The sequence below is a fragment of the Saccharothrix obliqua genome (genome assembly GCF_019375475.1).
GTDB classification, from domain to species: Bacteria; Actinomycetota; Actinomycetes; order Mycobacteriales; family Pseudonocardiaceae; genus Actinosynnema; species Actinosynnema obliqua.
In genome coordinates this window covers 59975-73972 of the sequence record NZ_JAHXGQ010000016.1, presented here as the reverse complement: position 1 = coordinate 73972, position 13998 = coordinate 59975, and the positions used below count along the sequence as shown (strand labels likewise).

General features: G+C 73.1%; 15 protein-coding genes. 4 read left to right on the top strand and 11 right to left on the bottom strand.

Annotation, left to right across the window (positions count from 1 at the left end):
* Positions 1–101: 101 nt before the first annotated feature.
* On the top strand, positions 102–446 hold the full coding sequence (locus KZQ38_RS33345) for an RNA polymerase-binding protein RbpA (RefSeq protein ID WP_219447995.1): 345 nt from the start codon (positions 102–104) through the stop codon (positions 444–446).
* A gap of 72 nt (positions 447–518) precedes the next feature.
* Here KZQ38_RS33345 and KZQ38_RS33340 read toward each other — a convergent pair whose 3' ends face one another.
* Both KZQ38_RS33340 and lnt read right to left on the bottom strand, forming a co-directional pair.
* Positions 519–1301: a polyprenol monophosphomannose synthase gene (locus KZQ38_RS33340; RefSeq protein WP_219447994.1), complete on the bottom strand. Its 783-nt coding sequence runs from the start codon at positions 1299–1301 to the stop codon at positions 519–521.
* Positions 1276–2895, bottom strand: a complete 1620-nt coding sequence (gene lnt / locus KZQ38_RS33335) for an apolipoprotein N-acyltransferase (RefSeq protein WP_308258718.1) — start codon at positions 2893–2895, stop codon at positions 1276–1278. The genes KZQ38_RS33340 and lnt overlap by 26 nt, the downstream gene beginning before the upstream one ends.
* Positions 2896–3132: 237 nt before the next feature.
* Between lnt and KZQ38_RS33330 the strand changes: the two genes are divergently transcribed.
* Positions 3133–4041, top strand: a complete 909-nt coding sequence (locus KZQ38_RS33330; RefSeq protein ID WP_219447993.1) for a L,D-transpeptidase family protein — start codon at positions 3133–3135, stop codon at positions 4039–4041.
* Between the two features lie 185 nt (positions 4042–4226).
* The gene (locus KZQ38_RS33325; RefSeq protein ID WP_219447992.1) at positions 4227–4412 is read left to right on the top strand and encodes a PspC domain-containing protein; all 186 of its coding nucleotides are present in this window, start codon (positions 4227–4229) and stop codon (positions 4410–4412) included.
* Here KZQ38_RS33325 and KZQ38_RS33320 read toward each other — a convergent pair.
* The 8 genes from KZQ38_RS33320 to KZQ38_RS33285 all read right to left on the bottom strand — a co-directional run bounded on the left by KZQ38_RS33320 (position 4406) and on the right by KZQ38_RS33285 (position 11627).
* Complete coding sequence (locus tag KZQ38_RS33320) at positions 4406–5158, bottom strand: TetR/AcrR family transcriptional regulator (protein WP_219447991.1); 753 nt, start codon at positions 5156–5158, stop codon at positions 4406–4408. The genes KZQ38_RS33325 and KZQ38_RS33320 overlap by 7 nt on opposite strands.
* Before the next feature lie 16 nt (positions 5159–5174).
* Entirely contained in the window at positions 5175–5528 is a 354-nt protein-coding gene (locus KZQ38_RS33315; protein WP_219447990.1) for a GntR family transcriptional regulator, read from the bottom strand.
* Positions 5529–5582: 54 nt separating this feature from the next.
* Positions 5583–5975 carry a 3-aminobutyryl-CoA ammonia lyase gene (kal, locus tag KZQ38_RS33310; RefSeq protein WP_219447989.1) on the bottom strand — a complete coding sequence of 131 codons (393 nt, stop codon included), beginning with the start codon at positions 5973–5975 and terminating at the stop codon, positions 5583–5585.
* A complete protein-coding gene (gene kamE / locus KZQ38_RS37370) occupies positions 5972–6715 on the bottom strand; it encodes a lysine 5,6-aminomutase subunit beta (RefSeq protein ID WP_308258717.1) in 744 nt (247 codons plus the stop codon). Before kamE ends, kal begins: the two co-directional genes overlap by 4 nt.
* Positions 6712–8277: a lysine 5,6-aminomutase subunit alpha gene (gene kamD / locus KZQ38_RS33300; protein WP_219447988.1), complete on the bottom strand. Its 1566-nt coding sequence runs from the start codon at positions 8275–8277 to the stop codon at positions 6712–6714. The genes kamE and kamD overlap by 4 nt, the downstream gene beginning before the upstream one ends.
* Positions 8278–8299: 22 nt before the next feature.
* The gene (locus tag KZQ38_RS33295; protein ID WP_219448059.1) at positions 8300–9793 is read right to left on the bottom strand and encodes an amidohydrolase; all 1494 of its coding nucleotides are present in this window, start codon (positions 9791–9793) and stop codon (positions 8300–8302) included.
* A gap of 56 nt (positions 9794–9849) precedes the next feature.
* Complete coding sequence (kdd, locus tag KZQ38_RS33290) at positions 9850–10863, bottom strand: L-erythro-3,5-diaminohexanoate dehydrogenase (protein WP_219447987.1); 1014 nt, start codon at positions 10861–10863, stop codon at positions 9850–9852.
* Positions 10864–11147: 284 nt separating this feature from the next.
* Positions 11148–11627 (bottom strand): FxsA family protein, encoded by a 480-nt coding sequence (locus tag KZQ38_RS33285; protein WP_219447986.1) that lies wholly within the window; start codon positions 11625–11627, stop codon positions 11148–11150.
* Positions 11628–11734: 107 nt separating this feature from the next.
* On the opposite strand from KZQ38_RS33285, the gene KZQ38_RS33280 reads away from it, so the two are divergent.
* Positions 11735–13117: a KamA family radical SAM protein gene (locus tag KZQ38_RS33280; RefSeq protein WP_219447985.1), complete on the top strand. Its 1383-nt coding sequence runs from the start codon at positions 11735–11737 to the stop codon at positions 13115–13117.
* A gap of 16 nt (positions 13118–13133) precedes the next feature.
* On the opposite strand, the gene KZQ38_RS33275 is transcribed toward KZQ38_RS33280, so the two are convergent.
* A complete protein-coding gene (locus KZQ38_RS33275) occupies positions 13134–13937 on the bottom strand; it encodes a CPBP family intramembrane glutamic endopeptidase (RefSeq protein ID WP_257902840.1) in 804 nt (267 codons plus the stop codon).
* Positions 13938–13998 lie beyond the last annotated feature (61 nt).

Below are 13998 nucleotides of genomic sequence, written 5' to 3'. Positions count from 1 at the left end.
ACCATGACCGCAACGCCGGGAACGAACGGAGCAGTCCGATCGTTGCACTCGGTGAGCACCAGCCTGGGCCCCGGCCCTGAGCCGAGCGAAAGGACACCGCCATGGCCGACCGCGTTCTACGGGGTAGCCGGCTCGGAGCAGTCAGCTACGAGACCGACCGCAATCACGACCTCGCCCCGCGCCGGTCGGTGCGGTACGCCTGCCCCAAGGGCCACGACTTCGAGGTCCCGTTCTCCGACGACGCCGAGATCCCCCACACCTGGGAGTGTCGTCTCCACGGGACCGAATCCAAGATCATCGACGGCGCCGAGCCCGAAGCCAAGAAGATCAAGCCCCCGCGCACGCACTGGGACATGCTCCTGGAACGCCGCACCATCCCCGAGCTGGAGGAACTGCTGGACGAGCGGCTCGAAGAGCTGAGGGGACGGCGCACCCGTACCGCCTGAGCACCCACCACGACGCGGAAGGGCCCGCCGGTGTGCACCGGCGGGCCCTTCCGCGTGCCCGGGATCAGGACCTCAACGCGCCGAACCCGTCTTCGACCGCGGCGCGAACAACTCGCGCAACTGCGTGTACCGGCGGCGCAGGCCCCACTTCGTGACGCGCAACAACGCCTCGCGCACGATGTTGCCGCTCATCTTCGACTGCCCGAACTCGCGCTCCGTGAAGGTGATCGGCACCTCCACCACCCGGTAGCCCAGCTCGATCGCCCGCCACGCCAGGTCGATCTGGAAGCAGTAGCCCTGCGACGCCACCGTCCCCAGCTTCAGCTCCCGCAGCACGTCCGTGCGGAACGCCCGGAACCCGCCCGTGATGTCCCGCACGCTCGTGCCCAGCGCCACCTGCGAGAACACGTTCCCGCCACGCGAGATCAACTGCCGGTGCCACGGCCAGTTCACCGTGCTGCCACCCGGCACGTACCGGGAACCCAGCACCAGGTCCGCGTCCCGCAGCGCGTCGAGCAACCGCGGCAGGTCCTCCGGCGCGTGCGACCCGTCCGCGTCCATCTCCACCACGACGTCGTAGCCGTGGTCCAACGCCCACTCGAACCCCGCCACGTAGGCGGCGCCCAACCCGGCCTTCTCCGTGCGGTGCAGCACCCGCACCCGCTCGTCCGCGGCGGCCATCTCGTCGGCGAGCCGCCCCGTGCCGTCCGGGCTGCCGTCGTCGACCACGAGAGCGTGCACCTTCGGCAACGCCGCGTGCAACCGCTTCACGATCTTCCCGATGTTGTCCCGCTCGTTGTAGGTCGGGATCACCACCAGCACCGACCGGTCAGGCTGCGCCTGCTGGTCCGCCATCCGTTTCCTCCTCGCCGGTCCCCGCACCAGGGGCCGGACGCGATCCTCGTCGTTGCACTGCCAAACCGAACGCCACGGCCACCAGGCCCAGCGCGGTCATCACCCACTCGGGCCACGCGCCGAGACGGGTGGCCAGCGTAGCCTCTCCGCGCAGCGGCAGCTCCGCCACCAGCGCGCCGGGCTCGAACAAGCCGGTCCGGCGGGTCACCGAGCCGTCCGGCGCGACGATCGCGCTCACCCCGCTCGTCGCCGACACCACCACCGCCCGGCCGTGCTCCACCGCACGCACCCGCGACATCGCCAACTGCTGGTACGTCATCTCCGTGAAGCCGAACGTCGCGTTGTTCGTCGGGACGGCGATGATGTTCGCCCCGCCCCCCGCGGTCACCGACTCCCGCACGACGCCGTCGAACGCCACCTCGTAACAGGTGTCGACCGCCATCCGCACCCGGCCCACCGTGAACCCCTCGGGGTCCGAACCCGGCTGGAACGTGCCCGCCCGGTCCACCGCCTCGGTGAACAGCCGGAAGAACGAGCGGTACGGCATCGTCTCCCCGAACGGCTGGAGCTGCCGCTTCGTGTACGAGTCCACCGGACCCCGCTCCGGGTCCCACAGCACCACCGTGTTGCGCGGCAGGCCGTCGGACCGGTCGACCAGCACCGCGCCCACCGCGATCGGGGCCTTGACCTCCCTCGCCGCGCGGTCGATCAACGCCGCCGCGTCCGGGTTGCGGAACGGGTCGATGTCCGAGGAGTTCTCCGGCCACACCACCACGTCCGGCTGCCGCTCCCGACCTGCCCGCACGTCCTCGGCGAGCTGGAGCGTCCGCGCGACGTGGTTGTCCAGCACCGCGCGCCGCTGCGCGTTGAAGTCCAGGCCCGCGCGCGGCACGTTGCCCTGGATCGCCGCCACCACCGCCGTGCCCTGGTCCGGCGCGACGCCCACGAACGGCGTCACCGCCAGGCCCGCCGCGAGCGGCAGCACCACCAGCGGCGCGGCGCGGCGCCAACCGCGGCCCAGCCACGCCAACCCGAAGCCGGTCAACGCCACCGCGAACCCGACCAGCGGCGCGCCGCCCACCGACGCCAGCGGCAGGTACCAGCCCTCCGGCTGCCCGAACGCGATCTTGCCCCACGGGAACCCGCCGAACGGGAACACCGAGCGCAACCACTCGTCGGCCACCCACAGCAACGCCATCCACACCGGCGCGCCCGGCAACGTCGACACCCGCGCCATCAGCGCCGTGCCCACCGCGACCAGCACCGCGCACGTCAGCGCCAGCGGCAGCCACGCGATCAGCCCGACGAACTCCCCGGTCCACCGCAGCAGCGGGGTCAGGAAGCCCAGCCCCCACACCAGGCCCAGGCCGAACCCGGCCCGCATCCGGCGGCCGTGCAGCAGCACGCCCAGCACCGCGAACCCGATCGGGGCCAGCCACCACGCCGACCTCGGCGGGAAGCTCAGGAAGACCAGCGCGCCGCCGGCGGCGGCCAGCGCGATCCGCGGCAACGTGCCGCGCACGTCCCGGCGACGGCGGGCGGGAGGCGGGGTGTCGGCGACCGGCTGATCCGGCGCCACGGGGGGAGCGACCACCTGGTCAGCGTACGAGGGCCGGGTGGAGCCCGGGACGGCAACCGCCCGTGCCCTCCCCCGCCCCGGGCGGTTTTTCCGTTTTTGTCCGTTGATCTGATCTTTAAGTCCACACTGAAATCATCAAAAGAATAAAACTGCCCTCCCGTGCGGCGCCCGCTGCCGCGAAGGCCGCCCCCGAGGGCAGGCCGCCCGCCACCGGCCACGCCCACACTGGCGGTGCACGGAAAGGGGGCCGCCATGCGGGTCGCCCGAGACCACCCCGAACGCGACGCCGACCACGTCGCCCACCACCGCACTCCCCCGCCCGACCACCCGCTGCTCGCCTACCAGCACACCGCGGGCAACGGCGCCGTGGCCGCGCTGCTCGGCGGGCACTCCCCCGTGCAGCGCCGGGCCGCCGGGCCACGCCCGCTGCGGCAGGGCGACCGCGGCCCGGACGTGACCGACCTCCAGGCCCGCCTCAACCACGCGGGAGCCCTGCCCGCCCTCGCCGAGGACGGCGTCTTCGGCCCCCTCACCCGTGCCGCCACCACCGCCTTCCAGGAGGCGCACGGCCTCACGCCGGACGGCGTCGTGGGCCCGCTCACCCGCGCCGCCCTGGACTCCGGCGACGTCGTGCCACCCGACCCCGGGACCCTGGAGTGCGGCTGCGAGGCCGACGACGAGGACGCCGACGTGCTGGAGCTGACCCCCGGTGCCGTCGCGCCCGTGGCCGCGCAGCTCCTCGCCGACGTGCAGCGCGACGGCAGGAAGAAGAAACGGGTCTCCACCCCCGTGCCCGCCGCGTGCCGCTCCGACGCCCGTGCCTGCTTCTCCGTCTCGCTGCGCCGCGCGTGGCTGCTCAAACCGGGCAAGGTGGTCGAACTGGAGGTCGCCGCGCTGGGCGGGCGCGAGGGCCACCCCACGCCGATCGGGCACTTCCAGGTCGAGAACAAGGACGCCGACCACCACAGCAGCAAGTACAAGGACCCCAAGACCGGCAAGCCCGCACCCATGCCGCACTACGTCAACTTCGCGCCCGCGGTCGGCTTCCACGCGGGCAGCCTGAGCGTCGAGTCGCACGGCTGCGTGCACCTCTCCGCCTCCGCCGCCAAGGCGTTCTTCGACCGCCTGAACAAGGGCGACAAGGTCGACGTCGTCAAGTGACTGCTCTTTTAGTCCACACTGAAATCATCGCAGGAATAAAACACGGGGCGCGCGCCCCGCGGTTCGCCGTCCGCCCGCGACCGCGCCCGGGGGCCTGCCCCCACCACCCGGGTAGGGGTGGCCGCAGGGCCGGGATCAGGGATGTCACCGATGCGCGCCGCCCCGCGGGCAGGCACCGTGGAGGCATGACCACGTTGACCAGACCTCGACACCGCCGGGTGATCGCCGGAGTATGCGCGGGCCTGGCCGAGCGGTTCGGTTGGCAGCCGAACACCGTCCGGCTGGTGTTCCTGCTCTCCTGCCTGCTGCCCGGACCGCAGTTCCTCATCTACCTCGCACTGTGGGTGATCATGCCCAAGCGCGACTACTGACGGGACGCCACCAGCACCTCGATCCCGTCGAGCACGCGTTCCAGGCCGAACCGGAACGCGTGCTCGCCCGAGTACGCCGAACCGTGCGCCTCACCCGCCGCCGCGCCCACCCGCGCCGCGGTCGGGAAGCGCTCCGGGTCGAACACCCGGGCCAGGAACGGCGCGGTGGCCTGCCACCACTGCTCGTCGGTCAACCCGGTGCGCTGCTCGATCCGCGCCGCGTCCACCGCCAGCCGCGCCGACGCCTGCACGTGCCCCAGCACCAGGCCCAGCACCGCGTCCATCTCGACGTCGGTCAACCCGATGCCGTCCACCGCGGACAGCTCGTAGTCGTACTTGGCCGCCACGTTCGGGCCCAGCACGGCCCGGTTGGTCGCCACCTGGAGCAGCCACGGGTGGCGCAGGAACAGCTCCCAGTTCTCCCGCGCGATCCGGGTCAGCTTGCCGCGCCACCCGCCGGGCACGTCGACCGGCCGCGCCGTCTCGCCGTGCACGACGTCCACCATCACGTCGATCAACTCGCCCTTGCCGGGCACGTACGTGTACAGCGACATGGTGCCCACGCCGAGCCGGTCCGCCACGCGGCGCATGGACAACGCGCCCAGCCCCTCGGCGTCGGCCAGCTCGACGGCGGCGGCCACGATGCGGTCCACGCCGAGGTCCTTGCGCGCGCTGGGCGGGTTCGTGCGCCAGAGCACCGCGAGGGTGCGTGCCGGGTCGCCTCCGCCGCTGTGTTCGGTCGCCACCCGACCACACTACTGATCAATCAGCGAGGGCCGCTCGCACGATCTCCAGCGCCTCGTCGGCGGACAGCCCCTGTTCCCGGGCCGTGGCCGCGTAACCGCGGGCGGCGCGCAGCACCCGTTCCCGGCTGCGCTCCCCCGCCGCGCTGACCACGGTCCCGGCTCTGCCGCGGGTCTCGATGAGACCCGCCTCCTCCAACTCGCGGTAGGCGCGGGCGACGGTGTTGACCGCGATGCCGAGCTGCGCGGCCAGGGCGCGCACCGTGGGCAACCTGGTGCCCACGGCCAGCTCCCGGTCGGTGATCTTGCGGGCGAACTGGGACCGCACCTGCTCGTAGGGCGGTACGGAGGAAACCGGATCGAGGCTGATCACGCCGTTGATAGTGGCAGAGACCGCACCGCCGCAGCAGCAGGCCGTACGGCTGACTCAGGACGGGCGGGGCGGCGCCACGACCGTGCCGCGCGCGCGGGTCACCACCACCGGCGGGTCGAGGACGTCGGCCGCCGACGGCCCGCGGTCCGGCGCCGACCGGCACACCACGCGTGCCTCGAACTCGATCTCCCGGGACCGGTTGCCCACGCGCACCAGGGTCGCGGTCGCCTCGATCACGTCACCGGCCTGGACCGGCGCGTCGAACGACACCTCCGAGTAGCCCGCGAACAGGCCCTCGTCGCCGTCGGTGCGGATCAGCAGCTCGGTGGCCACGTCGCCGAACAGGCCCAGGCCGTACGCGCCGTCCACCAGGTTCCCGCCGTAGTGGGCGTGGGAGTGGGGCACGTAGCGGCGGTGGGTCACGGTCAAGCCCACGGTGGGGGTCACGCGGTTGGTCCCTTCTTCGTCCGGACGGCGTGCACCAGGTAGCTGGCGACCTCGCCGGGGGTGGTGCCCCGGCCGAACACGCGGTCCACGCCCAGCTCGCCCGCCATCAGCGGGTCGAACCGGGGGCCGCCCGCGACGAGCAGCGGTCGCCGGTCGCCCATCGCCTCGCGGAAGGCGGCCGACATCTCGCGGGTGTTGAGCAGGTGCGCGTCGCGCTGGGTGACCACCTGCGACACCAGCACCGCGTCCGCCCGCTCCGCCCGCGCCCGGCGCACCAGCTCCGGCACGGACACCTGCGCGCCCAGGTTCACGACCTTCAGCTCCCGGTAATACTCCAGGCCCTTCTCCCCCGCGAACCCCTTGATGTTGAGGATCGCGTCGATGCCGACCGTGTGGGCGTCGGTGCCGATGCAGCCGCCCACGACGACGAGCTTGCGGCGCAACAACTTCTTCAGCGCCGTGTTCACCTCGGCGGGCGACAGCAGCGGGTACTCGCGCTCCACCACCCGCACCGCGTCGAGGTCCACGACGTGCTTGACCGAGCCGTAGACGACGAAGAACGTGAAGTCCTCGCCGATCGGGTGGGAGTGCACGACCATCGCCGGGTCGATGCCCATCCGGTTGGCCAGCTGCTGCGCCGCGCCGTCCGCCTTGGGCCCGAACGGGACGGGCAGCGTGAACGACGTCTGCACCATGCCGTCGCCGGTGGTGTCGCCGTAGGGCCGGACGTGCCGCTTCACCGCGCCTCCAGCAGGTCCGCGGCGGGGTTGCGGTAGCCGTCGGCCTTCACCACCACGCCGTCCGCGCCCTTGCCGCCGTCGGGCGGGCGCTTCATCAGGCCGAACGTGCCGTCCGCGATGGCGTTGAGCAACCCGTCGTCGACGATGCGCGCCAACAGGTCCACGGCCTCGCCGAGCACCTGGTGCGCGCGCTTCACGATCAGGCCGTCCGGCGCGGGGCGGAAGTCCTCGCGCAGCCCGCCCGCGGCGTCGAGGACGTACCGCACGTTGGCCAGCGCCAGGTCCCGGTCGGACAGGAACGGCGTCACCACGGCCTCGGTCATCATGCCCACCAGCAGGATGCTCTGGCCGGTGAGCACGCCCGCCAGGTTGAAGAACCCGTTGAGCAGGTAGCCGTGGAACACGTCGCCGGTCATGTGCTTGGTGGGCGGCATCCACTTCAGCGGCGCGTCCGGGAACAGCTCGCGGGCCAGCAGGGCGTGCGCCAGCTCCAGCCGGAACGACTCGGGCACCCGCGGGTCGATCTCGAAGGCGTGGCCCAGGCCCAGCAGGTGGTCGGGCAGGCCGGCCTCGTGCGCGAAGTGCTCGTTGAGCAGCTGCGACACGGTGACGGTGTGCGCGGCGTCCACGGCGTCGGCGGTGGTGAGGTAGTTGTCCTCGCCGGTGTTGATCACGATCCCGGCGCGTGCGTGGACCTGGCGGGAGAACCGCTGGTCGACGAACGTGCGGATGGGGTTGATGTCGCGGAACAGGATCCCGTACATCGAGTCGTTGAGCATCATGTCCAGCCGCTGCAACCCGGCCAGCACCGCGATCTCCGGCATGCACAGGCCCGACGCGTAGTTGGTCAGCCGCACGTACCGGCCGACCTCCTTGGACACCTCGTCCAGCGCGGCACGCATGATGCGGAAGTTCTCCTGCGTGGCGTAGGTGCCCGCGAAACCGTGGTGCGTCGCGCCCTCGGGCACGTAGTCCAGCAGGGACTGCCCGGTGGAGCGGATCACGGCGATGACGTCCGCGCCCGCCCGCGCCGCGTTGCGCGCCTGGACCACGTCCTCGTCGATGTCGCCGGTCGCCACGATCAGGTAGATCCACGGCCTGCGTGGCGGGTCGCCCAGCCGCGCCACCAGCCGGTCGCGCTGCGCGCGGTTGCGGTCGACCGTGCGCAGCCCCCTGGCGATCGCCGTGCGCGCGGCCTTCTCGGCGCGGACCGCGTCGCGCCCCTCGGGCAGGGTGAAGCGGACCTGCCCGGCGGCGGTCGCCTCGGCAAGCTCGGTGAGCGAGCCGAGGTCGTGCCGGCGCAGGGCGTGGAACGCGGGCAGCGCCACCCCGTGCTCCAGGCCGCAGTGCTCGCGGACGGTGTCCACCAGCCGGTTCACCCACGGCACGTCGCCCGCGCGGTGGGTGGAGTCCGCGCCGGTGATGCCGGCGAGCCGGAGCGTCGCGCGCTCGACCGCCACGGTGGTGTGGGCCCGGGCGATGGCCACCACCGGTTCGGCGGCGCGCGCGGCGAGCCGCCGCGCCGTGGCGACCACCTCCGGGTCGAGGTCGAGCAGCGCCATCGTCACTCCCTTTCGCGGGCGGTCACGACGCGCCCCGCTCGTAGATGGTGCGACCGCGCAGCACCGTGCGCAGGCAGGTGGGGTTGTCGTCCAGCGACGGCAGGCCGGGCACGCCCGAGCGCGGGTCGGTCGACCACCGCTGCACGCGCGAGTCGGGCGCGGTGACCTCCAGCTCGCCCACCTCCCACACCGCGTACGTGGCGGGCGCGCCGGGCCGCAACGTGCCGGTGACGCCGTCGTCCACGCCCGCCGCGCGCCACCCGCCGCGGGTGTGGGCGTTGAACGCCGCGCGGGGTGAGATGCCGAAGCCGTCCGTGCGGTGCCGCACGGCCGCGCGCACCGCGGCCCACGGGTCCGCGGCCGTGACCGGCGCGTCCGAGCCGAGCGCCAGCACCAGCCCGGACGCGGCGAGCCGGGAGAACGGGTTGAGCGCCGTGCCGCGCTCCACGCCCAGCCGCTGGGCGTACATGCCGGACGGGCCGCCCCACTCGTGGTCGAACAGCGGTTGCACGGACGCCACCACGCCGAACGACCCGAGTTTCGCCGCCTGCTCGGCGGTGACCATCTCGACGTGCTCCAGGCGGTGCTTGCGGGCGGCCAGGGCGGGCACGCCGACGACCTCGGCGGCCCGTTCGAAACCCGCGACGACAGCCGCCGCGGCGGCGTCGCCGATCACGTGGAAACCGCCCTGGATGCCGGCTCGCGTGCAGGTCACGAGGTGCGCGGCGATCTCGTCGGCGTCCAGGTAGAGCGCGCCGGTGGTGTCGGCGTCGGCGTACGGGGAGCACAGCGCGGCGGTGCGGGAGCCGAGCGCGCCGTCCACGAACAGGTCGCCCGCCAGGCCGCGCACGGGCAGGTCGACCGGTTCCCGGTCGCCCCAGTAGCCGACGACCTCCGGGCCGTCGGTGCGGGCGAGCAGGTCGGCCAGGTCGTCGCGGCTGGAGATGTCGGGGCCCGCGCACTCGTGCACGGACGCGATGCCGTTCGCGGCGGCGTGCGCGAGGAACGCGTCCTGCGCGGCACGGCGGCGTTCCACCGGGATGGCGTCCTTCGCCGCACCGCGCACGTGGTGGTGCGCGGCACGCGACAGCGGACCGTCCGGGTGCCAGCCGTCCGCGGCGCGGGCCGCCGGGGCGCGGTCGACCAGCGCGGTGGATGCCAGCGCCGAGTGCACGTCGATCCGCGACAGGTACACCACCCGGCCGCGGGCGGCGTCGTCGAGTTCGGCACGCGTCGGCGGGCGGCCCTCCGGCCAGCGCGTCTCGTCCCAGCCGTGGCCCCAGACCAGGTCGCCGGGCGCGGCGCGCACCCGTGCCAGCAGGTCGGCCAGGGAGTCGCAGCCGGTCAGGTCCAGGCCGGTGCGCAGCAGGCCGGCCGAGGTGGCGTGCACGTGCGCGTCCACGAAGGCGGGCGCGACCCACGCGCCCGCCAGGTCCACGACCTCGGCGTCCGGGTGCAGCGCGCGGCCGACGGAGTCCTGCCCCAGCCACACCACGGTGCCGTCGGTGATGGCCATCGCCGTGGCGTCGGTCGAGATCGGGGAGTGGATGCGGCCACCCACGAGCAAAGTAGTCACGCCTGTGCAGTCTGCCGGTGCTCGAACAGGGACCGCACGGCAGGTTCGGTCCGCACCAGGTCGAGGGCGAACGCGGCGTGACCTGGCACGTAGCCGTTGCCGACGATCATCTCCACGTCGGCCGCCAGGCCCTCCGCGCCCAGTGCCGCGGCGGAGAAGGACGTGGCCATGGAGAAGAAGACCACCGTGCCGCCGTCCGCGGTGGCCAGGATCGCGCCGTGCTCGCAGCCCGGCACGTCCACGCACACCACGGTCACGTCGACCGGCTCGCCGACCGCGGCGAGCACCGCCACGGGGTCGCGGGCGTCGGCGAGCACCACCTCGTCGGCCAGCCCGGACGCCGTGACCCGTTCCGCTTCGGCGTGGTCGGGCACCAGCGCCACGAGGCGGGTCGCGCCCGCGCGGCGCGCGGCGGCCAGCGACAACGACCCCGACTTGCCGCCGCCGCCGAGGACCAGCACCGAGCGGGCGGCGCGGCGGCGCACGACCCGGTCGGTCAGCGCGGGCGCGCCGCAGACGTCGAGGACGGACAGCGCGAGTTCGTCGGGCAGGTCGCCGGGCAGGACGGCGGCGATGGAGCGGCCGAACAGGACGGCGGTGCCCGCGCACGGCGCCTGCTCGGTGGTGCCGTCCCAGCGGGCAAGGCCGTCGGTGATGCGCAGCGGCGTGAGGGTCAGCGACACGAGGGTGGCGACCCGGTCGCCGACGCGCAGGCCCAGCGGCGAGTCCGGGCCGACGGCGCGGACCACGCCGAGCAACATGCCGCCGGACCCCGTGACCGGGTTCTGCATCTTGCCGCGCTCGGCCACGATGTCCAGCACCGCGCGGCGGATGCCGGCACCGTGCTCCTCCCGCAACTGGCGGAACGAGGCGGCATCCAGGTTGAGCCGCTCGACGTCCAGCACCACCTCGTCCGCGCCGCACTCCGGTGTCGCGTCCAGCCGCCACGCCTGCTGCGGCAGCACACCCGCGGGTTCGAGGACGCGGTGCAGACCGTACGGCGAAGTCATGGAAATCCTTCGGTCGACAGCGGCTGGACCGGGATATCTTCACGCGACGAGGCGAGTCTGCGCAAGCATTGAGCCAGGTCCGCCCGCTCAGCCACGCGGACCGGCTGCCCCGGGTCCGGCCCCGCCGCGTGCCGCGCCGAGCCCCGCGGGGCCGGCCGCCCGCCGCTCCGTTCCGCTTGGTCGGATCCCGCCCCGCGCCGCCCGTCTCGCCCCACCCCGCTCGCGCCCGCCCCGGGCACTCGGCTCGTGGCAGCGCACAGGCCCCCAGCGCACAGGTCCCGGGGTCAGGTCAGCTCGGTGCGGTTCACCGGGTTCGGCCGGTCGGGCTGGATGTCGATCACGTCGCCGTCGATCACCACACCGCCCGCCGCCGGCGGGCGGCCGTAGCGGAGGTTCAGGGTCATCTCCCGCTCACGCTGCTCGGCACGCCGGGCGATCCGGCGGCTGATGAGGCGGCGCGTGGGCGGCAGCAGCAGGAACAGGCCCGCGATGTCGCTGAGGAAGCCCGGCACGAGGATGAGGAACCCGGCGGCGGCGATGAGGACGCCGTCCGCCACCTCCTGGTGGGGCGCGCGCCGGTCGCGCAGCGCCGCCGAGAACGCCGCCATGGTGCGCGCGCCCTCCCGCCGCATGAGCAGCGAACCGACCACGCCGCCGAGGACCAGCAGCCCGAGCGTGGGCAGGAAGCCCCACGACCCGAAGGCCGCCACCAGGGCGGTGATCTCGACGGCCAGTCCGATGAGCACTACGGCGAACACGCGCATACCCGCTCAACGTACGAACCCGCCAAAACACTCCCTGCCGAAATATTTACGTCGAAGTGCCAGGATGGCAGAATATCTTTACGCCACTCACCAGGTAGGGAGCATGGATGACCGCGCTACCCGAAGTCGCACCCGCGCCGCACCGACCTGACCGCCAGCCGTACACCTACGTCCGGCGGCAGCTCGTGGAGCCCGATTGGCGGCGGTTCCCGGGCTGGCGGGACGTCACCGCGGCGCAGTGGCGCGACGCCCAGTGGCAGCGGGCGAACTGCGTGAAGAACGCACGCCAGCTCCGCGCCGTCACCGGCGACATGCTGGCCGAGTCGTTCTACGACGAACTGGCCGCCGACCAGGCCGACCTGGCGACCATGTCGATGCTGCTGCCCCCGCAGATGCTCAACACCATGGCCCCGCACGCGCGGCCCGCGGACTTCACCGACGCGTTCCTCGCCGACCCCGTGCGCCGCTACATGCTCCCGATCCGCGCCGACCGCGACCCCGAGTGGCCCAGCCACCCCCACTCCACGCGCGACTCCCTGCACGAGGCGGAGATGTGGGTCGTGGAAGGGCTCACCCACCGCTACCCCACCAAGGTCCTCGCCGAGCTGGTGTCCACCTGCCCCCAATACTGCGGCCACTGCACCCGCATGGACCTCGTCGGCAACTCCACCCCCCAGGTCCGCAAGCTCAAGCTCGACCTCAAACCCGCCGACCGCCGCGACCGGATGATCGACTACCTCCGGCGCACGCCCGGCGTCCGCGACGTCGTCGTCTCCGGCGGCGACGTCGCCAACGTCCCCTGGCCGCAACTGGAGTCCTTCCTCATGCGGCTGCTCGACATCGACACCGTCCGCGACATCCGCCTGGCCACCAAGGCCCTCGCCGGACTGCCCCAGCACTGGCTCCAGCCCGCGGTCGTCGAGGGACTGGAACGCGTCGCCCGCACCGCCGCCCGACGCGGCGTCAACCTCGCCATCCACACCCACGTCAACCACGCCCAGTCCGTCACACCCCTGGTCGCCGAAGCCGCGCGCACCGCGCTGGAGGTCGGCGTCCGCGACGTGCGCAACCAGGGCGTGCTCATGAAGGGCGTCAACGCCACCCCGGACGACCTGCTCGACCTCTGCTTCGCCCTCCAGGGCGAAGCGAACATCCTGCCGTACTACTTCTACATGTGCGACATGATCCCCAACGCCGAACACTGGCGCGTCGCCGTCTGGGAAGCCCAACAGCTCCAGCACGCGATCATGGGCTACCTCCCCGGCTACGCCACACCGCGCATCGTGTGCGACGTGCCCTACGTCGGCAAGCGCTGGGTCCACCAGGTCGCCGAGTACGACCGCGAACTGGGCATCTCCTACTGGACCAAGAACTACCGCACCGGGATCGAGCTGGAGGACGCCGACGCGCTCGACCGGCGCTACCCCTACTACGACCCGATCTCCACGCTCGGCGACGCCGGCCGCCGCTGGTGGGCCGCCCAGCGGTGAAGCTCAGCGGTGAAGCTCAGCGGCGGCCCGTCAGCCGCCCGCCGAGCACCACCCACAACGCCACCAACCCCATCGGCACGGCCGTGATCAGGGTGACCGTCGCCGTGTCCAGGCCCGCGCCGTCGTCCAGCACGAAACCGACCAGCAGCGACAGCACCATGTTGTTGCCCGCGTGCGCCAGGCTCGCCGTCCACACCGTGCCGCTGCGCACCCACAGCCAGCTCAGCAGCACCTCCTGGCACAGGAACGACAACGTCCAGACACCCAGCCCCAGCACGACGTCGTCGAACTCGATGTAGCCGACGAACGCGAGCGGGTAGTGCCAGACCGCCCAGATCAGGCCCGTGCCGAGGGTCGCGGCCAGCGGGCGTCCGGGCAGCAGCCGCGGCCGCAGGTAGCCGGTCCAGCCGAACTCCTCGCCCCAGTAGATCGGCGTCAGCAGCGGCACGCCGAGCACCAGCACCGCCACCAGCGCCCACTGCTCGCCCGACGGGACCTCGGGCGTCCACAGCCCGCACAACGCCGCCGTCGCCAACGTCGCGCCCACCAGCACCAGCGGACCCAGCCACGCCGCCAGGTACTGCGGCCACGCCTGCCGCAACCGCGGCGCGAGACCGGCGTCGGCGAAGCCCTCCCGGGTCACCCAACGCCGCACCACGAACGCCGCGAACGCGGGCGCGAAGCCGAAAGGCAACTGCACCAACGGGTTCGCCAACGAGAAACCGAGCAGCCACGCGCCGAACATGCCGGACCACGCGATGCCGAAGGACAGCAGGAGGAACGCCGGGACGCCGCGCGTCCGGGCCGGGGCCATCGTCATGCGCCGAGCAGACCAGCGAGGCACACCCCGGCGCACTACCCGTGGTGGGCGGACCGGAGGT